This is a genomic window from Exiguobacterium sp. s160 (assembly GCF_018617575.1).
In the GTDB taxonomy this organism is placed as follows: domain Bacteria; phylum Bacillota; class Bacilli; order Exiguobacteriales; family Exiguobacteriaceae; genus Exiguobacterium; species Exiguobacterium aestuarii_A.
Genome location: NZ_JACSKK010000003.1, coordinates 143,857 through 167,644, shown reverse-complemented (window position 1 = coordinate 167,644; position 23,788 = coordinate 143,857). Strand labels below are relative to the sequence as shown.

Sequence of the window (23,788 nt, the reverse complement as noted above, 5' to 3'; positions counted from 1 at the left end):
TTAATCCTCTCTACGATCGTTCAAATACGATTTGACCAACTCTTCGAGAAGTTCATCCCGCTCAATTTTGCGAATCAAGTTTCGCGCATCATTATGACGTGGGATGTAGGCGGGGTCACCTGACAATAAGTATCCCACGATTTGATTGATCGGTTGATAACCTTTTTCCTCGAGTGCTTGATATACCGTAATCAGCGTCTCACGTGTGTTAGCACGTTGATCATCTTCTGGAAAATTGAATTGCATCGTGCGATCCATTTGGCTCACAAGAATCCACCTCTTTCCGTTTGCACTTCACACTCTATTATGCCAGTGATTGGACGTAATGTGAAGCAAACTTCAATGCTTCGTCCAGTTTTGTTGCATCACGGCCACCTGCTTGTGCCATGTCAGGACGACCGCCACCACCGCCGCCACAGCGTGTTGCGACTTCTTTAATGAGTTTTCCGGCATGGAAGCCACGGTCGTTCAAGTCTTTCGTCACACCTGCGACGAGGTTGACCTTCTCACCGTTCGCCGACCCGAGGATAATCACGGCAGAACCGAGCTTCCCTTTCAAGTCGTCGACCATGCTACGGAGGGCATCCATATCTTGTCCATCGACACGCTTCGCAATCAATTGAACGTCACCAATCGTTTCGATTGCATCCGTCAATGAAGAAGCTTCGATGTTCGCAAGTTTTGCTTTGAGCGACTCTGAAGCACGCTCCACGTCTTTGATTTCAGCCTGGAGTGCTTGAACACGTGCTGGGACCTCAAGTGGTTTCGTCTTCAACAGTTTCGCTGCCGCTTCGAGCGTCTCGATTTGCTGGTTCATCACTTCGTATGCGCCAGCCCCTGTGACCGCTTCGATTCGACGTGTTCCTGCGCCAATTCCTGATTCAGACAAGATCTTGAAGAGTCCAATTTCAGCCGTGTTAGATACGTGACAGCCACCGCAAAGCTCAACTGAGTAGTCCCCAGCCGATACGACACGAACGACATCGCCGTACTTCTCACCGAAGAGTGCCATCGCACCTTTTGCTTTCGCATCTGCGATATTCATTTCTTCGATGTCGACACCGATCGATGCCCAAATCTTCTCGTTCACTTGACGCTCAATCGATTGAAGCTCTTCAGCTGTCACTTGACCGAAGTGAGAGAAGTCGAAACGAAGACGATCTGGTGTCACGAGTGACCCAGCCTGGTTGACGTGCTCGCCGAGCGTGTCTTTCAAGGCACGGTGAAGGAGGTGCGTCGCCGTATGGTTTTTCACGATCGCTTGACGTGAGTCTTGGTCAACCGTTGCTGTCACTGCCACTTCCGCTTTCGCGACGCCTGACTCGACTGTGACCGTGTGCAAGTTTTGCCCATTCGGTGCTTTCGACACATCTTTTACGCGAAGAAGGAAGTCTTCGCCGACGATTTGACCTTTGTCACCGATTTGACCGCCGCTCTCTGCGTAGAATGGCGTTTGATCGAGGATCACTTGTGCCTCTTCCCCTGCAGCGACGACGTCAACGAGTTCCCCGTCGTGAATCAAGCTGACGATTTTCGCGTTCGTCTCAAGGTTGTTGTATCCGAGGAATGTCGATGGCATCGTGATGTCCGCGAGTACGCCAGACTGGATTTGCATCGATTCAACGTCAGCGCGCGCTTGACGTGCACGTTCGCGTTGCTCATTCATCGCTTCCTTAAAGCCGTCTTCATCGACCGTCATCTGATGGTCTTCAGCGTATTCGATTGTCAATTCAAGTGGGAAGCCGTACGTGTCATAGAGACGGAACGCATCTTGACCACTGATCACGTTTGAACCTGCAGCTTTTTGCGCTTTCGCGACTTCGTTCAAGATTGCGAGTCCGTCGTTCAACGTTTCATGGAAACGCTCTTCCTCGTTCTTGATGACTTTCTTGATGAAGTCTTTCTTCTCGTTCACTTGTGGATAGAAGTCGACCATGATGTCACCGACGACATCGACGAGCTCATACATGAACGGACGCTCGATGCCGAGCATCTTCGCATAGCGGACCGCACGGCGGAGAAGACGACGGAGGACATATCCACGTCCTTCGTTCGACGGGAGTGCACCGTCTCCGATCGCGAACGATACGGTACGGATGTGGTCAGCGATGACTTTGAACGCCACATCCTTGCTGCTGTCTTGACGATACACGTCGCCACTGATTTTTTCTGTTTCACGAATGATCGGCATGAAGAGGTCCGTATCGAAGTTTGTCGGTACGTCTTGAAGGACGCTCGCCATCCGTTCGAGTCCCATCCCTGTATCAATGTTTTTACGTGGAAGCTCTGTATAGTTCCCGTGCCCGTCATGGTTATATTGGCTGAACACGATGTTCCAGATTTCAAGGTAACGCTCGTTTTCTCCACCTGGATAGAGTTCAGGGTCTGTCGGGTCGTCTCCGAACGCTGGTCCACGGTCGAAGAAGATTTCGGTGTTCGGACCAGATGGGCCTTCGCCGATTTCCCAGAAGTTATCTTCAAGTGGGATGATGCGGTCAGCCGGCATGCCGAGGTTCAACCAGATTTGTTTTGATTCTTCATCGTCCGGGTGAATCGTGACAGAGAGGCGATCTGGGTCGAGACCGTACCACTCGTCACTCGTCAAGAGTTCCCAGCCCCATGTGATCGCTTCTTCACGGAAGTATTCTCCGACTGAGAAGTTTCCGAGCATTTCGAAGAACGTATGGTGACGTGCTGTCTTCCCGACGTTCTCGATATCGTTCGTACGAATCGATTTTTGTGCGTTGACGATTCGTGGGTTCGCTGGGATGACACGTCCATCAAAGTATTTCTTCAATGTCGCGACACCAGAGTTGATCCATAACAAAGTCGGGTCTTCGACCGGTACGAGCGACGCACTCGGCTCAACGCTGTGACCTTTTGATTTGAAGAAATCTAAGTACATTTGGCGAATCTGTGCGCCAGTCAATGATTTGAGCGGTTTCATGAACAATTCCTCCTTATTTCTGAACGAAACGAAAAAAAGCGATGCCTGCCCCTGTGGAAAGGGACGAAAGCATCGCTTCGTGGTACCACCCTCGTTCGCACGGTAAACACCGTGCCTCGAACATCCGTTAACGTGGATGAGGCGCCCAGGTTGAGTGGGGACTCCAGAATAGCTTCGGTCGGCCAACCTCCATCTTCTCGCAGCCTAGGAAGATGTCTCTGTAGAGGCGGTGACGACGTACTCATTTCCTTCATCGTCTGTATCGTTTCAGTTGTCTATTCGTCATTATCACATGCGCTTATGAAGACGTCAAGACTTCCCGCCTAAGCGTTCGACCAATTTCGTTCGACGAACCGGCTCTTCTTCTCGTGTCGCTGCCTCGAGCGCTCGTACGTCTCCAAACAACAGTAAGCTTTTCTTCGCTCGCGTGACGGCCGTATAAATCAAGTTCCGCGACGAGCGGAAGCCTCCAGTGAAGAAGACCGGCATGAGCACGATCGGGAATTCGGAACCTTGCGACTTATGAATCGTGATCGCATACGCATGAGTGAACTGGTCCCATTCACTGCGGTTATATTCGACTTCTGTCTGATCGAATCGGATATAAATTTTATCGACTTTATCGACGTTCTCTTTTGCGAAGAAAATATTTGTGATTTCCCCGATATCTCCGTTATAGACGTTCTCTTCGGCGTTGTTGACGAGTTGTAGCACTTTATCGCCATTTCGGTAAATACGTGTCCCATGCTTCACTTCTCGGGCGCTGGATTTCGGATTGAATACGTGTTGGAGCGCCTCGTTCAACCCGTCGATTCCACACACACCTCGATACGTCGGCGCGAGCACTTGGATATCAAATGGCGAATAGCCTTTCCGGAGGGCCGCACCTGCCATCTGACAAATCGCTTGAAGCGCCGTCTCTTGGTTCGCCGTGTAGAAACGACGGTCCGGGAGCGCCGCCAATAAGTCTTCTGGCATCTTTTTGGCGTTCAAGGAATGGGCGAGCCGTAAAATACTTGACTCCGACGCTTGGCGGTGGACGACGTCGAGGCGGACGACCGGAATCCCATCCGTCGCCATCAAATCGGCGAGTACTTGTCCCGGTCCGACTGACGGGAGCTGGTCGCGGTCGCCGACAAACAAGATCTTCATGCCGTTCGGCACCGCTTTGAGTAAGCTTCTGAATAAGAAAATATCAATCATCGACGCTTCGTCGACGATGAGCACTTTCCCCGCAAGTGGGTTCGTCTCATCGACTTGGAACGAACTTCCGTCAAATTTCAAGAGACGGTGAATCGTCGATGCCGGAAGACCCGTCGATTCACTGAGTCGCTTCGCGGCCCGACCCGTCGGTGCGGCCAAGACGAACGGGAACGGTTGGTTCGGTACAGGCTCTAGCTTCCAGTCGAAGACGTCACTGAGTGCATGAATGATGCCACGGACGACCGTTGTCTTCCCCGTACCCGGACCACCAGTGAGCACCATGAGCGGCGATTTGAGCGCGAGCTCGATCGCTTCTCGCTGTTGGGTCGCATATTCAATCGAAAACATCTCCTCGACACGTCCGACCGCGTCAAAGATTGTCGTCATGTCCACGTCTTCCGTCGTCGATGTCGCCATGATACGCGCCAATTCCTCTGCCGCCTTTCGTTCAGCGCGGAACACCCGAGGATGATAGACGACCCCGTCATCGATGACGACCCGCTCTTCTTTTGCGAGCGACTCTAATGCCGTGACGAGTGAGTCACCTGGGTCCGCCCCGATGATCCGAGGCATCTCCGCTTCGAGTTGCTCCGCCGTCACGTATAGATGACCGTTCCCTTGTTCGAGTTCTAACACGTAAAGTACCGCTGCCGCGATGCGTTCAGGATGAATGCCTTGAATCCCGAAATGCGCGGCGATGGCATCCGCCGTCTTAAATCCGATGCCTTGTACATCGTACATGAGTGCATACGGATTCTTCTCGATCGTCTCCATCGCCCGTCCTTCATATTCTTTATGAATCTTTGAGGCGAGACGCGGTGTCACATCAAACGGAGCGAGAAACAAGAGCAGTTGGTCGACCCCGTATAAGACGTTCAGACGTTCCGTGATCACACGTGCCTGCTTTTCTTTTAACCCATCGACTTCTGACAAGATGCTCGGATGTTTCACGATTTGGTCGATGCAATCATCCCCGAGCGTATCTGCAATCTTCTGAGCGGTCTTTTGTCCGATTCCGGGGAAGGAGCCGTTCGTCAAAAAGCGGACGGCTGCTCGTTTCGTCATCGGAACGACGCGACGAATCCAATCGGCCTTCATCTGTTTTCCGAATCGGGGATGTTCGACGAGACGACCGTGCGCCTTATACGTCTCCCCTTTTTCGATGCCGACCCCGACGCCAGCGATGACCATCTCGGTCTCGTCCGTCTCAAAATTCTTTTCTTTTATTCGTACGAGCGCAATCGTATGCGCTTCTTCTTCTGATTGAAACAGGACTCGAATGACTTTTCCAGTCAACTCGTAAGGTGCTGCCATCATATCTGACACCTCCAGCTATTTTTCCATCATCCATTATAGCCCGAGATGAATCGATTGAACAAATGACCTATCCGAACAGATTTAGGATTTGCTCGATTCGGTCGAGGTCGACGACTTCCAAAATGCGAATGAGTTGTTCGAGGTCGACCCTGTCCAAAATGCGCTCGACTTGTTCGAGGTCCACTTCTTCAATCAACCGCTGGATTCGGTCTAAATCACCCGACGCCTCGTACGCCTCGAGTCTTGTGAAGAGTTCTGTCTTCTCGATTCGAATCGAATCCTCCAACATCCCCCGAGCACCAAATAAGACAAGACCGATGACCCCCAATTGAATCAACCAATTCGTCACGACTTTCCAGAATAGGACGGTCTGTCCGATCAATGGGATGAGCGGGATGAACGTCAATTGTAGGAGCAACATCCCGACCTGAACGTATACATTCGGAATCAACAAGCCTAAAATCGCAAGAATCAACGGAACGATCCATCCGACCCCGACATGTTCAGACGTGAGTTGCCAGGACTTCTGTTCCGCGTACACATAATGAACAATCCATCCGACAATGAGGAGCACCACGAATAGAATGAGCAACAGCGTTAAAAGCCCCTGCGGTTCGACGACCACTTGATATAAAATCGTGTTCGTCCACCTCCCATCCGCAAGTCGCTGATTCACCGTTTCAAATAATTGCGTGAACCACACATACTCAATAATGAAAAATAAAATGACACTGACCATGCTATATTTTCGCAAGTCATTCGACCTCCTTCTATCCATTGTCATTCCCTGACTTCGAGACAGCTAGTCGCGTTTTTGATTTGAAGAAAGCGGGAAATGTTCGAATGACATAGTGAAGGAGGAGTCATATATGGGTAAACGAATTCCAATCAGCGGATTATGTGAACTTGTGTTAGAAGTGACAGATATGGAGGAAGCCGTTTCGTTTTGGTCTGAGAAATTAGGTCTCCCCGTCGTCGAACAATGGGTCGGAGACGATGCCGAGCCAAGTGAATCGCAAGAACAAGCGAACGAGCCTTGGGCAACGTGGCTCTACATCGGAGGCAATACGCGACTAGGGCTTTGGCTAAAACGAGACTTCACCGAGGAAGAGGATGCGAACCGTAAACAGGACGTGACCGAGTGGGATACACTCTATGATGAAGGTGGGGTCCATGTCCACTGTGCGTTCTTCGTTCCGATGGAGTCGTTTGAAAAGGCACTCGAGATCTTGGATGAGACCGATGTCCCTGTAAAACTACGGACGTGGGACGAGGATGAGACAAAGAATGGGAAAGAACGCTCGGCATACTTCAAAGACCCGAGCCACAACATCATCGAACTGTATACGAAAAATATGGACGAGGCATACGGCGACTTCGCCGGGGAACCCGTCAAAATCACGACGAAACAACTCTAATCGCGTTAACGAAAAAAGTGCCATCGCTCATGGGCGATGGCACTTTCCTATTCAAGAGATCAGTTCCCGAGCAGTGCGTCCATCTTCGCGATGGCATCACGTGCGAGTTCGTGATCCGGTTGCATCTCCAAGACGCGTTGAAGCTCGGCATACGTCCGTTCCTGGTCACCCAAGAACGCATACGCGATTGCCAAGTTGTAACGGGCATCCGTATGGCTCGCATCGAGGTCGAGCGTCTCTTCTAACGCGACGACCGCTTCTTCAAGCTGTTCACTTTGTGCGAGTGCAAGTCCGTATTGGAACGTGATTTCCACGTCTTCCGGCGATTGTTTCTTCGCTTCACGTAGGCGTGGCATCGCGCGGACGAAATCACCCATCGCTTTGTACGTCAAGCCGAGCATGAAATGAAGATCGGCATCATCCATCCCTGAAAGGAGCGCTTGGCGAAGCGACGCTTCTGCCGACTCCAATTGCTCGAGTTCATAGGCAAGGGCACCTTTCGCATAATGCGCGGCACCAAACGAGCCATCGAGTTCAATCGCTTTGTCATAAAAGATGACGGCACGATCGTAATCGTTGATCGCCTGAAGCAACGTCCCCATGTTGACGAAACCAGTCGGGTCCGTCGGGTTCGCTTCAATCGCCTCATTGAAATGTTTGGCTGCCTGTTCGAATTCACCTTGTTGCATCGCTTGGATGCCTTGTTCGTTTGCGTTCATATCAATCACCTCATCCGATATAGTCGAGTCGTTTTCCGTTTCGGTACGCTTCGTCAATCGTTGCCCCACCGAGACAGATGTCGCCGTCATAGAAGACGACCGCTTGTCCAGGAGTGATGGCACGTTGTGGCTCATCGAACTTGACGAGTACTTCGCCGCCCTCAAGTGGAGCGACCGTGACCGGCACGTCTTGTTGACGATAGCGGAACTTCGCCGTTGCCCGGAATTCTCCTGTAGGAGCAGCCCCTGTCCACGAAAGTTTCGAAGCGAGAAGCGCATCTGAATAGAGCGCGTCGTGATGGAAGCCTTGTCCGACGAACAAGACGTTGTTCTCGACATCTTTCCCGACGACGAACCAAGGGTCCCCATCGCCACCGATTCCGAGACCGTGACGCTGTCCGAGTGTATAATACATCAACCCGTCATGACGTCCTTTGACGACACCGTCGAGCGTCCGCATTTCACCTGGCTGTGACGGAAGGTATTCCGACAAGAACTCTTTGAAGTTCCGCTCACCGATAAAGCAGATTCCGGTCGAATCTTTTTTCTTCGCTGTCGCGAGTCCTGCTTCTTCAGCAATGACACGCACATCTTTCTTGTCCATATGACCGATCGGGAACATCGTCCGCGCGAGTTGGTCTTGAGACAATTGGTTCAAGAAATACGTTTGGTCTTTGTTGTCATCTTTCCCACGCAACAAGCGGTGTTCGCCGTCGACGTATTCCACTTGTGCATAATGACCGGTTGCGACAAAGTCCGCACCGAGTCGAAGCGCATGGTCCAGGAACGCCTTGAATTTGATTTCTTTGTTACACATGACGTCCGGGTTCGGTGTACGACCGAGACGATATTCTGCCAAGAAATACTCAAAGACACGGTCCCAATATTCTTTTTCAAAGTTGACCGCATAATATGGGATCCCGATTTGGTTCGCGACGGCGATGACGTCTTCATAGTCCTCTGTCGCCGTACATACACCATTTTCGTCCGTGTCATCCCAGTTTTTCATAAAGATTCCGATGACATTATACCCTTGTTCTTTCAATACGTGGGCCGTCACCGATGAATCGACGCCACCTGACATCCCGACGACGACCGTCGTCTCTTCAGGGGCTTTCGTGCGTAAATTCATCTATCTCACTCCGTTCATAAATGTCGAGACGACTTCTTGTAGTCGCTCCGCGAGCCGTTTCGCGTCCTCGACCGAGTTACCGTGGCCAAAACTGATTCGAACAGACTGACGCGTCCGCTCTAAATCCCCGTACATCGCCGACAATACATGGGACGGTTCGACCGACCCTGCCGTGCAGGCACTTCCACTTGAAATCGCCATGCCCCGCATATCCATCATGATGAGGAAGGGTTCAAGGTCAATTCCAGGAAGGTATAGGTTCACGATGTGAGGTAAGCGATTTGATCCGTTCACCTCATAAGATACGCCTAGTTCGTCAAGGCGCTGACGTAGTGCCAGATCGAGCGACTCATAGAGAGCCACTCGATCTTCACGCTCTGCCATGACGAGTTCAGCTGCTTTTTGGAATCCGACGGCACCCGGAACATTTTCCGTGCCGGCTCGACGTTTACGTTCTTGTTGTCCACCAAAAGAACGTGACGCTAATTTTACACCTGTTTTCATGAAAAGAAAACCGATACCTTTTGGTCCATTCACTTTATGTGCGGACGCCGACAATAAATCGACATGAATCGCCTTTACATCAATCATTTCTGTACCGAGCGCTTGTACCGCATCGGTATGGAAAATGGCGTGATGGTCTTGTAACAACTCACCGATTTCTTGAATCGGTTGGCGCGTCCCGACTTCGTTATTGCCGTACATGACCGATACGAGAATCGTGTCATCCCGTAAGGCTGAACGCACGGCGTCGACAGTGACGGATCCCGACGCATCGACATCGAGATACGTGACCTCGAAGCCCTCACGCTCGAGCTGTACCATCGCATGAAGAACGGCATGGTGCTCGACTTTTGTCGTGATGATATGTTTGCCTTTTTCCTGATGGGCATATGCCGCACCGAACAAGGCATAGTTATCTGACTCCGTCCCACCCGATGTAAAGACAATCTCGTTTGGTGAAGCACCGATCCATTTCGCGAGGACGCGACGTGACGAATCGAGCGCCGCCCGCGCGTTACGCCCAATTCCGTGAATGCTCGACGCGTTGCCGTACGTCTCTAAAAAGTAAGGGGTCATCGCCTCGAGGACTTCTTGTCGCATCGGTGTCGTCGCAGCGTGATCAAAATAGTTCATGTAAGGGTCACCTCGTTCTTAAATATAAAACATATAGCCGTCTGACTCTTCCTCGGCAAGGTCGGCGAGTGTCGTTTCGTCAAGGACGGTATCGATGGCTTCTTTGATTTTATCCCAAAGCTTCCGTTTCACCGCATCATCTGCTTCAGATTCCTCGACCACGGCTAACGGCCCTTCGAGTAAGCGAATGATTTCACCCGCCGTCACTTCTTCTGCCGGTTTGACGAGCTGATAGCCACCGTACGCGCCGCGTACACTCTTGACGAGTCCACCATTACGGAGTGGACCGATCAATTGCTCCAAATAATGCTCCGGCAACTCATGGCGTGCCGCAATCTTCTTTAAGCTGAGCGGCTTGTTGTCAGTTTCTCGCGCCAACGCAATCATGATCGTTAAGCCATAACGGCCCTTAGTAGATATTTTCATCTTCAAGTCTCCTTCTGTTATACTAATCGAACAAACGTTTGTCGAAAGGAATGGTTACGTATGTCTGATTTGTTTCATCAATCGAATGGCGGACCGCTCGCCAATCGCATGCGCCCCGAAACGTTAGATGACGTCATCGGACAGCGCCATATCATCGGTGAGGGCAAGCTACTTCGTCGTGCCATCGAAGCCGACCGACTCGGCACGATTATCCTATACGGTCCGCCTGGCACCGGGAAGACGACACTCGCCCGTGTCATTTCGAATTATACGAAAGCGACATTTGTCCAATTGAACGCCGTCACAGCCAAACTTGATGAATTGCGGAACGTCATTCGTGAAGCGGAGTCCCGGTTTGATTATGAGGACGAGCGCACGATTCTCTTTTTAGATGAGATCCATCGATTTAATAAGCTTCAGCAGGATGCGCTCCTCCCTGCCCTTGAGTCCGGAAAGCTCGTCCTCATCGGAGCGACGACCGAAAACCCAAGCTTTGAAGTAAATGCCGCCCTCTTGTCACGGGCGACCGTATTTCGGCTTGAACCACCAGGTGCCGAGGAGTTACGTATCGTCCTCGAGCGTGCACTACACGACTCACGCGGGCTCGGAAATTACCCGGTGAAGATGGATGAAGCTGCCGCTGACCATTATATCAAAATGGCGGATGGTGACTACCGTGTCCTATTGAACGCACTCGAACTCGCCGTCTTAACAACGCCAGAAGTGGATGGACAAATTCACATCACGCTCGAGGTCGCGGAAGAGTCGATTCAACAGAAGTCGATCAAATACGATAAGACGGGTGACCGACATTACGACGTCATCTCGGCGTTTATCAAATCGATTCGTGGGTCGGACCCTGATGCGGCGCTATACTGGTTAGCCGTCATGATCGAGGCTGGCGAATCGCCGCGCTTCATCATGCGTCGCCTTTACGTCCATGCCGCCGAAGATATCGGAATGAGCGATCCGAACGCACTACTCATCGTGGATGCGGCGGCTCGAGCGAGCGAATACATCGGTTTCCCGGAAGCCCGCATCCCGATTGCCGAAGCTGTCATCTATTTGGCGACCGCACCAAAATCAAATGCGGTCATCACCGCCATCGACAAGGCACTCCATCACGTCCGCACAGTTGAGGGTGGACCTGTACCCGTAAATCTCCGTGATGCTCATAGTCCAGGGGCTCGCGAACTCGGAAACGGGGTCGGATACAAATACCCACACGATGAAAAAGATGGGTTCGTTCCTCAAAACTATTGGCCAGAAAACTTAGCCCGAAAACGACCAACCTACTATAAACCGACGCCACGTGGATTCGAGCAACAAGTTCAAAAACGGCTCGATTATTGGGAAAAACGACGCGACTCGAAATGAGCCAGCGTCGTTTTATTTTTGGATGCGGTTGATTTCGACGCCCGCCTTTTCGAGCAAATCGTTAATGACGTAACCGGCAGCCACAAGTCCTGCAACCGATGGGACGAACGCGTTCGAACTCGGTGGCATCTTCGCTTTGCGGATTGGAGCGTCTTTCTTCCCGACGACTTCATTCACGTCTTCGCGTGTCACGATCGGAGACTCATCTGAGAAGACGACCGGAACACCTTTGTAGATTTTTTCTTTACGTAGACGGGTACGGACCATCTTCGCGATCGGGTCGTATGACGTGTCTTTAATGTCGACGACTTTGATACGTGTCGGGTCCATCTTGTTCGCCATCCCCATGCTCGAGATGACCGGGATGCCGCGACGCTTACATTCCACGATTAAATGAATCTTATAAATAATCGTATCTGAGGCGTCGATGACGTAATCGATATTTTGAGCGAAGAACTCCTCATATGTCTCTTCTGTATAAAACATTTTCAATTGGACGAGGTCTAAGTCCGGGTTGATGTCGAGTAGACGTTTTCCCATCGCTTCGACTTTCGGTTGACCGACCGTCGACAATAATGCGTGGATTTGACGGTTAACGTTCGTGATGTCGATGTCATCTTTGTCGACGAGGACGATGCGTCCGACGCCACTGCGCGCAAGTGCCTCTGCCGCAAATGAGCCGACGCCGCCGATTCCTAAAATCGCGACTGTTTTATTCTTTAAAACATCAAGGCCTTCAGAACCGATAGCCAATTCATTTCGTGAAAACTGGTGTAACATATTTCTTCCTCCAACTAATTCTATTTTCTCATACTATTTTACTCGGAATTATATTCAAAAAAAAGACGTCTCGCGACGTATTTACAAAAAAAATCGATGGGGCCCGGAGTGCCGTGACGATGCCTTGCTTTTGAACCTGCGTATGCAGGTGGGTGACCTAGCGTTTCCTTCACAAGTCCTCCTGCACGTGATGAGGCAGTTGATCTGGTTAGCAGTTCGGTCTCCCGTATTCAAAGTGTTGGCTCAAAATAACGAAGGCGGCTCTCGTACACCTCAGGTATCCCATCTGTTGATTTAACTATAGCGCTTCTGTAAAAAGAAGTCAATGAGAAACACCGACTTCTCGTGACAGTTTGGTCACAACCATCTGTTACGAAACGCACGATCTGGGTCATACGTAAACTGCTGACGATCGATGTTGAAGCGTCGGTCGCGTGAGTCGTTTCCGACACCGGCCTGGTACGCCCAATTGCCGTAATTGCTCGCGACATCGTAATCGATCAGTTTCGATTCAAAGTAGGCAGCCCCGTAGCGCCAATCTTGCTTTAACTCTTTGGCAAAATAATTGGCCACGATTTGCCGTCCCCGATTGGACATCCAGCCCGTCGCATTCAATTCGCGCATAAACGCATCAACGAAATCGACGCCCGTCTCTCCCCGTCGCCACTTTTCAATGACATCCGCCTCGACGCGCCAGTCTTTTCGTTTCGACCGGATGCCTTGTGCCCGAAACAATTTCTTCCCTTGTTCGAGCGCAACCCATTGGAAAAATTCACGCCACAAGAGTTCAAAGTAGAGCCAATAGGTCGATTCGTTCACCCCATGCGTTCGTTCATGCGCTTCAAGTTCAAAGAATACCCGTCGTGGCGATAACGATCCGTTCGCTAAATATGCAGACAACTTCGTCGAGTCATCGACCCCAAACCCATTCCTCGTCTCTTTATATGTTCGAATCGGTACAGATAAATAGTCATTCAATCGACGCTTCGCAGCCAGTTCGCCACCTTTAAACGGAAATGCCGTCCTTGGGTCGTGCTCGACTTCTTGAACCGGAAACGGGAATGTCACCTCACGTGTGGCAGCAGTCGCCTTTCGGGAGATCAATTCACGAGGACGGACATCATATTCGACCGCTTTTCGAAACTCCGTAAAGAGAAACGGCATTTTCTCAAACGGGATGTCATCCTCTTCAAATAACGTGAATCCAGCGAACGCCTCGTACTCCCCTTTCCACTTTTTCATCACCTCACCTTCACGCCGGCGCTCATTGTACCCAATGGCCCGTTGAAACAAGAGACGGTCATTCGGATCGAGTGTTTCGAGCGGATGACCGACATGAACAAAAAATGGGATTCCGAGCGCATCCAATGAACCGGCCACATCTTCTAACGAGTCTTTCAGGAAGTGGAGTCGTTCGCTCCCGAGTGGAATGACACCATAACGATTTTCAACGAGTTGTTTTGGACTAATAAAATAATGACCTTCAATTGGATCATCATGACGCAATGCTTCCTCGAGGGGCAAATGATCATCGACACGTAAATCGTTTTGGTACCAAATGATTGTTTTCATGAATAGACCTCCTCCACTTCTTTAGTATGATAGGTTTATATGCAGTCCATAAGGATGGAATGTGCTAGGGATATGTTTTTAAAATCAAATTGTGTGGAATATATTGTTCTAGAAGAGAAAGGGGTGCAGCATAATGGCTAAGAAAGGCAAAATGGGAACACTGATCAAAATCGCGACGGCGGTCGCTCCGTTCGTCTACGATTATTATAAAAAGAACAAAGCAAAGAAATCACCGAAGAAATGAATCCAGCGTCTCAGCCAACAAGCTGAGGCGTTTTTTTCATGTTTTCAAATCGAATGTGCTAAGATAAATCAATCATTTCATGGAAACGAGGCGATGTTCGTGCAAGTCCGATCCATCCACTTTTTACGAATTCTCTTCAAATGGGGTCTTTTCATGACCGGGCTGTTCTTACTCGCACTCGGATCATCGATCATGATCACGGCAGATCTCGGTGTCTCCACCTGGGACGTCCTCCATATCGGGATTGCCCATCACCTTCCGATTTCAATCGGAACTGTCATCTTATGCGTGGGACTTCTACTCGTCCTGTTCAAATACATACTCGACCGAATCCGCCCTCAATTCGGTACGCTCGTCAATGCGGTGTTTGTCGGGGTATTTATGAACCTGATCTTAAACGAGCAATGGCTCCCGACATTCGATGGCTTATTTGTAAACGTCGTTTGGCTCACGTTCGGGATATTCGTCATGGGGATGGGGGCTGGGCTGTACGTCGCCGTCGGATATGGAGCTGGTCCACGCGACGGACTGACACTCGCCTTAGCAGATCGTTTTCAAACGTCTGTCCGTTCCATGCGGACCTGGATGGAGCTGATCGCCTGTCTCATCGGTTTGGCGCTCGGGGGGCCGCTTTTCTTCGGTACCGTCCTATCCATCTTCCTCATCGGACCGTTCTTCCAGTTCTGGTTGGAACGCTTCCGTCTGTTCATCGCCTACGTTGATCGCCTGAAAGTCAAATTTGCATGAAAAAGAGAGGGATCACCCCTCTCTTTTATGTGTTCGGAATCAAGACGATCTTTCCGAACTTACCCGATTGTTTAAAATACGTTTGTGCCTCACGCGCTTCTTCGAGTGGGAACGTCCGATCGATGACCGGCTTTAACTTCCCTTCTGCAATCGAACGCAACATTTCAGCGAACTCATAGCGTGTCCCGAGTACAGACCCGTACATGGCGATATGCTTCAAGTAGAGTGTCCTGAAGTCGAGATGGGTCGTCTGTCCCCCGGCAGATCCAGAAATGCAGAACTTTCCACCTTTCTTCAATACTTGAAGAGATACATCAAATAACGCATCTCCGACAACATCAAGCACCGCATCGACCGGACCACCGTTCGCAGCGATGATGTCCTCGGCGAGCGTCTCAGAACGATAAGAAAACACTTCCGTCGCCCCGAATGATTTCAACTCTTTCTCATTTTTTAAGTCACCGACGATGGCGAACACCTTTGCACCAAAAACGTTCGCGGCAATTTGAACGTTGAGCGAACCGACCCCACCGCTCGCGCCTGTGACGACAATCGTTTCACCGGAACGGATGTGTAACTGCTCGTTCATATGCCATGCCGTGAGTCCGCTCACAGAAAAGACCGCACTTTCGACAAAATCATCAAGTGGCATATCAAAACAAAGGTCAGCCGGCCAGGCTACGTATTCTGCGTAACCTCCGTCATATTCCGACCCGATGAAGGACATATCGTCCGACAAATGTTCTTTTCGTTCAGGACCGCTCGAGGTGAATGGGAACAAGACGACGTGGCGTCCCATCATCCCTTGGTCGACCCCGTCCCCGAGCTCGACGATTTCTCCTGTGATATCCGATCCTGGAATACGCGGGAACTGGACGCCTTCCGGACGCCAACCTGACTTCTCACCAGTTCCGTACGCCCCTTCTCGCATCCATATTTCTGTATTGTTTATGGCACAGGCGCGTATCTTGATCAGCACTTCTCCAATTTTTGGTGTCGGTTTTGGGATATCGACCACCTGGAGTTGATCGACATCTCCGTATCCTACAACTTGTACAGCTTTCATGGTGTATCTTCCTCCTTCTCTTTCGCTCATCCATATGTATTTACCCACGAACCACCCATATCACGCCAGAAAGGCCACCTTTTAAAAGGTGACCTTCCGTTTACAGTTGTTGACGTTGTAGCAGGTTCGTGAAGACGCCGCCTTTTTGGCTAAGCTCTTCATGCGTTCCATCTTCTACGATTCCTTCTGCCGTCACGACAAGAATCCGATCGGCATTTTTTACTGTCGCTAAACGGTGGGCGATGATGAGCGTCGTCCGATTCGCAGCCAGTTCATTAAGTGAATCTTGAATGATGGCCTCCGTTTCCGTATCGAGCGCCGAGGTCGCCTCGTCCAAAATCAAAATCGGCGGATTTTTCAAAAACATGCGCGCAATGGCGATGCGTTGTTTCTGACCACCCGAGAGCTTCAGTCCCCGTTCCCCGATTTGTGTGTCGAGACCGTGCTCGAGTTCCTCGACGAGCGTCCCGAGATGCGCTTTCTCGACCGCGTGCATGATGTCCCCATCGGTCGCATCGAGCTTCCCGTAAGCGATATTCTCACGTAGCGTACCCGCAAACAAGAAGACGTCCTGTTGCACGATTCCGATTTGACGACGTAAGCTCTCTTTCGTCATATCGCGGATATCCATGCCGTCAATTGAGATGGCCCCATTCGTCACATCATAAAAGCGAGGGATGAGTGAACAGATGGTCGTTTTCCCCGCTCCACTCGTTCCAACTAATGCAACGGTCGTCCCTGCCTTGATTGACAAGTCAATATCCGTCAACACTTGGCGGTAGTCTGAGTAGCCAAACGAGACGTCGTCAAAGACGATATCGCCCTTCAACGTCTCGACTTCGATGGCATTCTCACGGTTCTCGATATCTGGTTCCTCATCGAGCAATTGCGTGAACCGTTTGAACCCTGCCATCCCTTTCGGATACATCTCTAAAAGCGCCGTGATTTTTTCAATCGGCTTGATGAGTAAGTTCATGTACAAGATGAACCCGACGAGCTGTCCGTATGATAACTGACCCTCGTACGTTAAGTACGCCCCGTAGACGAGGACGAGCAACGTCATCAAACGCGTCGTGATGTAAATGCCCGCGAGCGACGTACTCATGACGCGATATGCCTCAATCTTCGAGCCACGATAGAAGTTGTTGTCTTTTTGGAAACGTCCGATCTCGAACGCCTCGTTCGTAAACGATTGGACGACACGTGCTCCGGACACACTGTCCTCGACGCGTGCGTTCACTTCCCCGATATTCGTGTACATCTTTTGCCACGCCTTGTTCATATTCTTATTCGCATACGTGATCATGATGATCAGGAACGGTACCGCGACAACGGTGACGAGTGCGAGTTCCGGGTCGATCGAGAACATGATCCCGAACGCACCGAGTAACGTCATGATGGCGATAAAGAAGTCCTCCGGTCCGTGGTGCGCCACTTCCCCGATGTCGAACAAGTCGTTCGTGACCCGACTCATCAAATGTCCGGTCTTATGATTATCAAAGAATCGGAACGACTGTTTATGGATATGCGTGAACAACTCTTCCCGCATGTCTGTCTCGATGTTGATCCCGAGCTTATGCCCCCAGTAGTTGACGACATACTGCATCATCATGGCCAATATGTATAGAATCAATAGACCAATGCTGACGATGATAATCCAGTTCCATTCCCCACCCGGCAACAAGTCATCGATGAACCATTGAACGGCGAGCGGAAACCCGAGTTCAAGTAGTCCGACGAGAATCGCGAATGAAAAATCGAGCAGGAATAACTTTTTATGTGGTCGATAATAACTAAAAAAACGTGAAATCATTCTCTTTCCCCCTTCTCAACACTCTAAGTGTACGCTTTTTTCCGAAAGGTGGAAAACAGGATGCATCCCTTTTTCATTCTTTTTTCAATCGGCGTATAATAAAGGTAAGGAGTGATACACATGCATGTACACATTACAGACCGCGCGCTCGAACGAATCGAGTCATTGAAAGGCGAACGTGAGGGACAGATGCACCTTTTCTATGAGACAGAAGGTTGTGGCTGTGGAAATAGCGGGATTTTCGAAATTCGATACGTCACGGGGAAGACCCCAGAAGACGTCGAAATCGAATCGAACCTTGGTCCAATCTTAATCAAAAACTGGACGAAAGTATTTTTAGACGAACAGATGAAAATCGACTTCCTTGAAGACCGTCGTACGCTCGTCTTGAAAAGTGACGGACAAGTGTTCAATTCGAACCTTCTCGTCACGGACGGTACAGGTTGTCAGTTGAACGTTCCAAGTCGATGAAACAGACGCTGAAACAACATCCGAGACTCCTTATTCTTTTTTTCGTGAGTTTTGGGCTTGGACTGTTCGGAATCTATCTGGCGCTCATCAATTCGGTATACACGATGTCCGCAGTTATCGCCTCGCTGTTTGCCTTTGGTTTCGCTTTGCAGCGAACAGCGAAATATATGCAACGCGATGAGGAAAAGAATTAAGGGAGATATCGTCTTTCAGGGACGAATCTTCCTTTTTTATATTCAAAAGAAAAGGGTTCGCATTTGCGAACCTCCTCCCTTCATAAAACCGTACTACCGATGATATTTATCGTTTTACTTCACATCAATGACGTAGAAACGAACCAATCCCTCACCGTCTAATTCAGCATACGCTAATTTTCCATCTTTAAAGACTGGCTTGGATACCGTTCCACCGTCATTCGGTAAATACGAAACGGTCTCTTCTCTTAAATCCGCGATAAGCAATCGATTCATCCCTTCGCGGAACAATATATAATCGTCACGCAAATAGCGAAACGCATCGAACGTAATGTTTTTCTGCGAGCCGTTATACACGTATTTCACGTTGGACGGAGTTGCGGATATAAATTCGACTCTTCCTTCTTTGCCAAGGGAGACGAACTTGCTTCCTCGTTCGAAATCAATCAATGCCCCACCTTCTTCATCAAATGAACCATCGGTCGTGACTAATCTACTCGTCAGGTCACCTTCGTTGAAGACACTTTTATGTAGGATTAATCCTTCCTCACCCGAGCGATAATCAAAGATATATTCCCCGTCACGCTTTCCCTCTTCTTGGAGCGTGAATGCCTCAATCGTTTGAATCGAATCCGACATCGGAGAGAACTGCATGACCGTCGTCTTTGTATCCGATGCCGACGCCTCATAATCGACCCATGTGACGGTATCATCTGAAGCTGTTACATAAGGAACGGGCGTCTCAAATCGACTAGTCCCTTCCGCTATTTGTTCAGGTTTTTGTTCGTCCAACGACATCGTAAAAATCGACCATTCATATGCATACTCTTCAGCCTGTGCATATTCAACCCAAAACACTTCATCTTGAATCCCGACAAGATTCCCAATCGTTTTGGAGGACGTATGAATAAGATCGTTTGTATTACGCCCCGTATCGTACACATTTATTTGACTGCTGCTTTCTTCAATCAACTCCGTATAGACGATTCGGTTGCCAGTGATGTGCTCTGGTGCGATCATCGGTACTTGATCTGCAAAGAATAGAGATAAGTCATACGATTCCACTTCCCCAATCGATTCGCTCTCTCCCGCACTTTGTAAACGGATGGCTGGTTCCGACGTTTCCTCCGGTTCGGATGTTGCTGGTGCATCCGGTGTCGATTCTGTCGTCGACTCCTTCTTTTGAACAACCTCTTCCACTTTTGGTGCAGCTTTTGTGTCATCCGTACACCCGGATAACATCGTTGCAACCCCTAGACATACCCCTAATGCCAACGTATTGATTCGCTTCAACATTTCCCCTACTTTCAAAATACATTTTATTCCATAATCGTATCATAACCTTATACAAAGTTGTCAGAAAAATATAAAAAAGGATTCGCCGAGAACGACGAATCCTGTATGAAGCGTATTATTTTTTCTCTTTTACTGCCGTACGAATCGACAACTCTTCAAGTTGCGCGTCCGCGACCGGGCTCGGTGCTTGCGTGAGCAAGTCGCTTGCCGAAGCCGTTTTCGGGAAGGCAATCGTGTCGCGAAGGTTCGAACGACCAGCAAGAATCATGACGAGACGGTCGAGACCGAGTGCGATTCCCGCGTGTGGTGGTGTACCGTATTCGAACGCTTCGAGTAAGAAGCCGAACTGTTCAACTGCCTCTTCTTGCGTGAAGCCGAGCAATTTGAACATGCGCTCCTGGATGTCACGCTCGTAAATACGCTGTGAGCCACCACCGAGCTCGTAACCGTTCAAGACGAGGTCATAGGCGATGGCGCGTACGCTTGCCGGGTCTGTCTCGAGAAGGTGAAGGTCTTCACGGTTCGGCATCGTGAACGGGTGGTGGTTCGCATAGAAGCGACCGTCTTCTTCTTCAAACGTCACGAGTGGGAAGTCTGTCACCCATAGGAAGTTGAATTTGGACTCGTCGATGAGACCCAGGTCGTGTCCGAGTTTGACGCGGAGTGCGCCAAGGCTGTCTGCGACGACAGTTGGTTTCGATGCGACGAAGAGGAGAAGGTCTCCTGCTTCTGCATTCGTTGCTTCGATCAACTTCTGTGCGTACGTTTCGTCGAAGAACTTCGCGATCGGACCGTTCAAGCCTTCCGCTGTCACTTTGAGCCATGCGAGACCTTTCGCACCGTAGACCGCTGTGAACTCTTGAAGCTTGTCGATGTCTTTACGTGAGAAGTTGTCCGCCTCACCTTTGACATTGATTGCTTTGACTTGCCCGTTTGATTCGAGTGCGGCGTCGAACACTTTGAAGCCGGCACCTTTCACCGCGTCTGCCACATCGATGAGTTCAAGACCGAAACGCGTGTCCGGCTTATCTGAACCGAAACGGCGCATCGCTTCCGCGTATGTCATACGCTCGAACTTAGCCGGTGTATCCGTGCGACCGAGTGATGACTCCATGACTTCACCCATCATTGATTCCATCATCGCCATCAAGTCTTCGATATCCATGAAGCTCGTCTCGATGTCGACTTGCGTGAACTCAGGTTGACGGTCTGCACGAAGGTCTTCGTCACGGAAGCAGCGTGCGATTTGGAAGTAACGGTCAAATCCTGCGACCATGAGCAACTGTTTGAATAGCTGTGGTGATTGCGGGAGTGCATAGAACTCTCCACCGTGGACACGGCTCGGTACGAGATAGTCACGTGCGCCTTCAGGTGTCGACTTCGTCAAAATCGGCGTTTCGACTTCGAGGAACTCTTGCTCCGTCAAGAAGTTACGAATCGTGTTCGACGTCTTCGAGCGGAGACGGAACGTCTCTTGAAGCGCTGGACGACGCAGGTCGAGGTAACGGTATTTGAGGCGAAGGTCTTCTGAGACGTTTTCCGCTTCGTCACCGATCGGGATTGGTGTCATCTTCGCCGCGTTCAAGATGTTGATCTCAGACGCGATGACTTCGATGTTTCCTGTCGGCATGTTCGGGTTCTTGTTCTCACGCTCGAGAACCGTTCCTTTTACGTCGAGGACATACTCGCTACGGATTGTTTCCGCGAGTTGGTGGACTGCTTCATTTTCTGGGCGTACGACGACTTGGACAATCCCTGTGCGGTCACGAAGGTCGATGAAGATGAGTCCCCCGAGGTCACGACGTTTTTGTACCCATCCTTTTAATTGTACTTCTTGGCCGATGAGTGACTCTGTCACGCGGCCGTTCATATGTGTGCGTCCGATCATTGTCCTGCTCCTTCCGATAGTTCACGAATTTTGTCTGCGACGGCCGAAAGTGGCACGTCAACTTGTTCACCAGTCGTCATATCTTTCAAGGCGGCTGCCCCGCGCTCGACTTCATCATCCCCTAAGATGACTGTGAACTTGGCTTTCAGGCGGTCCGCCTGTTTGAATTGTCCTTTGAACTTGCGTCCTTGGTAATCACGGTCAGCCTTGAAACCTTCCATGCGAAGGAGTTGCAAGAGGCGCGTCGCCGTTAGTTCAACTTCTTTCTCACCTTGCGCAACGATGAAAACATCAAGACCTGTCTCGAGTTCAGGTAAGACTCCTTCATTCTCCAATGCGAGGATGAGGCGCTCCAATCCGATCCCGAAACCGATTCCCGGCATGTCCGGTCCGCCGATATCTTGTACGAGACCGTTATAGCGTCCACCGCCACAAAGTGTCGTGATGGCTCCGAACCCTTCTGCCTCGGACATGATTTCAAACGCCGTGTGTGTATAGTAATCGAGTCCACGAACGAGCGTCGGGTCGACTTCATAGGCGACACCGAGTGCGTCGAGCTGAGCGAGCACTTGGTCGAAATATGCTTTCGACTCTTCGTTCAAATATTCAAGGATCGACGGTGCTGTCTTCATCGATGGGTGATCGCGGTCGACCTTACAATCCAAGATGCGAAGCGGGTTCTTGTAAAGACGTGACTGGCAGTCTTGGCAAAGTTCGTCTGCCACCGGCTCGAAGTGACGGATGAGCGCATCGCGGTGGGCGTTGCGGCTTTCCGCGTCCCCAAGCGAGTTGACGACGACTTTGATTTTCTGAAGCCCAAACGACTTGTAGATCGAGTAGGCGAGGCTGATGACTTCAGCGTCAACGGCCGGATCGCTACTGCCGATCGCTTCGACACCGTATTGGTGAAGCTGACGGAAGCGGCCTTTTTGAGGACGCTCATAGCGGAACATCGGTCCCATGTAGTAGAGCTTCGTCGGTTGGTCCGGATTTCCGAACAGTTTGTTCGTCACGAACGCACGGACGACAGATGCCGTTCCTTCTGGGCGAAGCGTGTACTCGTCTTTCCCTTTCTTCACGAGCGTGAACATCTCTTTTTGTACGATGTCCGTCGTTTCCCCGACACTGCGTGTGAACAGGTTCGTTGTTTCAAAGATTGGTGTGCGGATTTCTTTATAGTTGTAACGGGCACTCATGTCGCGAAGTTTTTCCTCGACATATTGCCACGTCTCGACCGTGCCCGGAAGCAGGTCTTGTGTACCGCGTGGTGCTTTCATCATCACATTTCCCTCCTTAAAAAATACAAAAAGGCCCTCGTCCGCAAAGGGACGAGAGCCTGTGTAAGTTTCCCGTGGTACCACCCTCGTTGCAGAGCCATTACTTGAAACTCTGCCACTCGAAATCGGTTAACGCCCGATGAGACGGCTCCCCCTACTCGTTTTCAAGGGAGCACCTCCAAAGTGTCGTTCGGGTCATCATCCAGTCGATGCTTTCAGCCAAGGCATCGCTCTCTTTGCTGGTGGGTTGACCGTACTCTTCTTTATCATAGGTGTTTGACTATATGCTTCATGATGCCGAATCAAGCTGGCATCTGTCAAGCGTTTTTTTCGAGCATGAGTGTGACCGGTCCGTCATTGACGAGTGCGACGTCCATCATCGCACCGAAGCGTCCCGTCTCGACGACGAGCCCGTTTGACCGGAGTCGCTCATTGAATTTTTCATAGAGCGTCTCGGCCATGTCCGGTTTTGCGGCCTTTGTAAAAGCAGGTCGCCTTCCTTTCATCGTATCTCCATACAATGTGAATTGCGAGACCGACAAGATTTGACCGGACACATCTTGAATCGATAAGTTCATCTTTTCTTGATCGTCCTCGAAGACGCGAAGACCGGTCACCTTATCGGCGAGCCAGTTCACTTCTTCTTCAGTATCTTCATGTGTCACACCGACGAGAAGCAAGTATCCGGCGTTGATTGCACCGACGACTTCTTCCTCGACTGTGACCGATGCTTCTTTCACTCGTTGCAATAATACACGCACGTT

At 50.4% G+C, this 23,788-nt stretch carries 20 protein-coding genes, 1 other RNA gene and 1 other annotated feature; of the genes, 4 read left to right on the top strand and 17 right to left on the bottom strand.

Annotated features, from left to right (window positions below):
• The 4 genes from KNO86_RS09170 to KNO86_RS09155 form a co-directional block, all read right to left on the bottom strand.
• Positions 1-267: an IreB family regulatory phosphoprotein gene (locus tag KNO86_RS09170; protein WP_015881196.1), complete on the bottom strand. Its 267-nt coding sequence runs from the start codon at positions 265-267 to the stop codon at positions 1-3.
• 37 nt (positions 268-304) lie between these two features.
• Positions 305-2,947 (bottom strand): alanine--tRNA ligase, encoded by a 2,643-nt coding sequence (gene alaS, locus KNO86_RS09165; protein WP_214695431.1) that lies wholly within the window; start codon positions 2,945-2,947, stop codon positions 305-307.
• A 309-nt stretch (positions 2,948-3,256) separates the two neighbouring features.
• The gene (gene recD2 / locus KNO86_RS09160) at positions 3,257-5,464 is read right to left on the bottom strand and encodes an SF1B family DNA helicase RecD2 (RefSeq protein WP_251126976.1); all 2,208 of its coding nucleotides are present in this window, start codon (positions 5,462-5,464) and stop codon (positions 3,257-3,259) included.
• A 70-nt stretch (positions 5,465-5,534) separates the two neighbouring features.
• The gene (locus KNO86_RS09155; protein WP_214695426.1) at positions 5,535-6,221 is read right to left on the bottom strand and encodes a hypothetical protein; all 687 of its coding nucleotides are present in this window, start codon (positions 6,219-6,221) and stop codon (positions 5,535-5,537) included.
• A gap of 115 nt (positions 6,222-6,336) precedes the next feature.
• Here KNO86_RS09155 and KNO86_RS09150 point away from each other — a divergent pair, with 115 nt between their 5' ends.
• Entirely contained in the window at positions 6,337-6,885 is a 549-nt protein-coding gene (locus KNO86_RS09150) for a VOC family protein (protein ID WP_214695424.1), read from the top strand.
• 59 nt (positions 6,886-6,944) lie between these two features.
• Here KNO86_RS09150 and KNO86_RS09145 read toward each other — a convergent pair whose 3' ends face one another.
• The 4 genes from KNO86_RS09145 to cymR are packed head-to-tail and all read right to left on the bottom strand — an operon-like array spanning position 6,945 to position 10,299.
• Positions 6,945-7,604: a tetratricopeptide repeat protein gene (locus tag KNO86_RS09145; RefSeq protein WP_031421459.1), complete on the bottom strand. Its 660-nt coding sequence runs from the start codon at positions 7,602-7,604 to the stop codon at positions 6,945-6,947.
• A gap of 10 nt (positions 7,605-7,614) precedes the next feature.
• Positions 7,615-8,736, bottom strand: a complete 1,122-nt coding sequence (gene mnmA / locus KNO86_RS09140; RefSeq protein WP_214695422.1) for a tRNA 2-thiouridine(34) synthase MnmA — start codon at positions 8,734-8,736, stop codon at positions 7,615-7,617.
• Positions 8,737-9,873, bottom strand: coding sequence for a cysteine desulfurase family protein (locus KNO86_RS09135; RefSeq protein ID WP_214695420.1), 1,137 nt, complete (start codon positions 9,871-9,873; stop codon positions 8,737-8,739).
• A gap of 18 nt (positions 9,874-9,891) precedes the next feature.
• Entirely contained in the window at positions 9,892-10,299 is a 408-nt protein-coding gene (gene cymR / locus KNO86_RS09130; RefSeq protein ID WP_214695418.1) for a cysteine metabolism transcriptional regulator CymR, read from the bottom strand.
• A 60-nt stretch (positions 10,300-10,359) separates the two neighbouring features.
• Here cymR and KNO86_RS09125 point away from each other — a divergent pair, with 60 nt between their 5' ends.
• Positions 10,360-11,676, top strand: coding sequence for a replication-associated recombination protein A (locus tag KNO86_RS09125; RefSeq protein WP_214695416.1), 1,317 nt, complete (start codon positions 10,360-10,362; stop codon positions 11,674-11,676).
• A gap of 12 nt (positions 11,677-11,688) precedes the next feature.
• Here the strand turns inward: KNO86_RS09125 and KNO86_RS09120 are convergent, their stop codons facing one another.
• From KNO86_RS09120 to KNO86_RS09110, 3 genes are all read right to left on the bottom strand, one after another.
• On the bottom strand, positions 11,689-12,456 hold the full coding sequence (locus KNO86_RS09120; RefSeq protein ID WP_214695414.1) for a tRNA threonylcarbamoyladenosine dehydratase: 768 nt from the start codon (positions 12,454-12,456) through the stop codon (positions 11,689-11,691).
• Between the two features lie 96 nt (positions 12,457-12,552).
• Positions 12,553-12,739: non-coding RNA, 6S RNA (gene ssrS / locus KNO86_RS09115), on the bottom strand.
• 74 nt (positions 12,740-12,813) lie between these two features.
• Positions 12,814-14,028, bottom strand: a complete 1,215-nt coding sequence (locus KNO86_RS09110; protein WP_214695406.1) for a DASH family cryptochrome — start codon at positions 14,026-14,028, stop codon at positions 12,814-12,816.
• A gap of 337 nt (positions 14,029-14,365) precedes the next feature.
• On the opposite strand from KNO86_RS09110, the gene KNO86_RS09105 reads away from it, so the two are divergent.
• Positions 14,366-15,019 carry a YczE/YyaS/YitT family protein gene (locus tag KNO86_RS09105; protein WP_214695404.1) on the top strand — a complete coding sequence of 218 codons (654 nt, stop codon included), beginning with the start codon at positions 14,366-14,368 and terminating at the stop codon, positions 15,017-15,019.
• Between the two features lie 25 nt (positions 15,020-15,044).
• Here KNO86_RS09105 and KNO86_RS09100 read toward each other — a convergent pair whose 3' ends face one another.
• Both KNO86_RS09100 and KNO86_RS09095 read right to left on the bottom strand, forming a co-directional pair.
• Positions 15,045-16,085, bottom strand: coding sequence for an alcohol dehydrogenase family protein (locus KNO86_RS09100; protein WP_214695402.1), 1,041 nt, complete (start codon positions 16,083-16,085; stop codon positions 15,045-15,047).
• Positions 16,086-16,185: 100 nt separating this feature from the next.
• Positions 16,186-17,898: an ABC transporter ATP-binding protein gene (locus tag KNO86_RS09095; protein ID WP_214695400.1), complete on the bottom strand. Its 1,713-nt coding sequence runs from the start codon at positions 17,896-17,898 to the stop codon at positions 16,186-16,188.
• 120 nt (positions 17,899-18,018) lie between these two features.
• Between KNO86_RS09095 and KNO86_RS09090 the strand changes: the two genes are divergently transcribed.
• Positions 18,019-18,369, top strand: a complete 351-nt coding sequence (locus KNO86_RS09090; RefSeq protein WP_214695399.1) for an iron-sulfur cluster biosynthesis family protein — start codon at positions 18,019-18,021, stop codon at positions 18,367-18,369.
• A gap of 308 nt (positions 18,370-18,677) precedes the next feature.
• Here the strand turns inward: KNO86_RS09090 and KNO86_RS09085 are convergent, their stop codons facing one another.
• The 4 genes from KNO86_RS09085 to dtd all read right to left on the bottom strand — a co-directional run bounded on the left by KNO86_RS09085 (position 18,678) and on the right by dtd (position 23,785).
• The gene (locus tag KNO86_RS09085) at positions 18,678-19,805 is read right to left on the bottom strand and encodes a hypothetical protein (protein ID WP_214695398.1); all 1,128 of its coding nucleotides are present in this window, start codon (positions 19,803-19,805) and stop codon (positions 18,678-18,680) included.
• Positions 19,806-19,974: 169 nt separating this feature from the next.
• A complete protein-coding gene (aspS, locus tag KNO86_RS09080; RefSeq protein ID WP_214695395.1) occupies positions 19,975-21,747 on the bottom strand; it encodes an aspartate--tRNA ligase in 1,773 nt (590 codons plus the stop codon).
• A complete protein-coding gene (gene hisS, locus KNO86_RS09075) occupies positions 21,744-23,024 on the bottom strand; it encodes a histidine--tRNA ligase (RefSeq protein ID WP_251126098.1) in 1,281 nt (426 codons plus the stop codon). Before hisS ends, aspS begins: the two co-directional genes overlap by 4 nt.
• 44 nt (positions 23,025-23,068) lie before the next feature.
• Positions 23,069-23,303, bottom strand: a binding site (T-box leader).
• 38 nt (positions 23,304-23,341) lie between these two features.
• Positions 23,342-23,785 (bottom strand): D-aminoacyl-tRNA deacylase, encoded by a 444-nt coding sequence (gene dtd / locus KNO86_RS09070; protein WP_031421442.1) that lies wholly within the window; start codon positions 23,783-23,785, stop codon positions 23,342-23,344.
• Positions 23,786-23,788: the final 3 nt, after the last annotated feature.

Bases quoted from the DNA above. Each gene is read 5' to 3' on its own strand.
- KNO86_RS09145 (WP_031421459.1), bottom strand. From the start codon at position 7,604: ATGAACGCAAACGAACAAGGCATCCAAGCGATGCAACAAGGTGAATTC.
- hisS (WP_251126098.1), bottom strand. From the start codon at position 23,024: ATGAAAGCACCACGCGGTACACAAGACCTGCTTCCGGGCACGGTCGAG.
- KNO86_RS09105 (WP_214695404.1), top strand. From the start codon at position 14,366: ATGTTCGTGCAAGTCCGATCCATCCACTTTTTACGAATTCTCTTCAAA.
- recD2 (WP_251126976.1), bottom strand. From the start codon at position 5,464: ATGGCAGCACCTTACGAGTTGACTGGAAAAGTCATTCGAGTCCTGTTT.
- KNO86_RS09120 (WP_214695414.1), bottom strand. From the start codon at position 12,456: ATGTTACACCAGTTTTCACGAAATGAATTGGCTATCGGTTCTGAAGGC.
- KNO86_RS09085 (WP_214695398.1), bottom strand. From the start codon at position 19,805: ATGTTATCCGGGTGTACGGATGACACAAAAGCTGCACCAAAAGTGGAA.
- KNO86_RS09100 (WP_214695402.1), bottom strand. From the start codon at position 16,085: ATGAAAGCTGTACAAGTTGTAGGATACGGAGATGTCGATCAACTCCAG.
- cymR (WP_214695418.1), bottom strand. From the start codon at position 10,299: ATGAAAATATCTACTAAGGGCCGTTATGGCTTAACGATCATGATTGCG.
- KNO86_RS09095 (WP_214695400.1), bottom strand. From the start codon at position 17,898: ATGATTTCACGTTTTTTTAGTTATTATCGACCACATAAAAAGTTATTC.
- alaS (WP_214695431.1), bottom strand. From the start codon at position 2,947: ATGAAACCGCTCAAATCATTGACTGGCGCACAGATTCGCCAAATGTAC.
- KNO86_RS09150 (WP_214695424.1), top strand. From the start codon at position 6,337: ATGGGTAAACGAATTCCAATCAGCGGATTATGTGAACTTGTGTTAGAA.
- aspS (WP_214695395.1), bottom strand. From the start codon at position 21,747: ATGATCGGACGCACACATATGAACGGCCGCGTGACAGAGTCACTCATC.
- KNO86_RS09110 (WP_214695406.1), bottom strand. From the start codon at position 14,028: ATGAAAACAATCATTTGGTACCAAAACGATTTACGTGTCGATGATCAT.
- mnmA (WP_214695422.1), bottom strand. From the start codon at position 8,736: ATGAATTTACGCACGAAAGCCCCTGAAGAGACGACGGTCGTCGTCGGG.
- KNO86_RS09125 (WP_214695416.1), top strand. From the start codon at position 10,360: ATGTCTGATTTGTTTCATCAATCGAATGGCGGACCGCTCGCCAATCGC.
- KNO86_RS09090 (WP_214695399.1), top strand. From the start codon at position 18,019: ATGCATGTACACATTACAGACCGCGCGCTCGAACGAATCGAGTCATTG.
- KNO86_RS09135 (WP_214695420.1), bottom strand. From the start codon at position 9,873: ATGAACTATTTTGATCACGCTGCGACGACACCGATGCGACAAGAAGTC.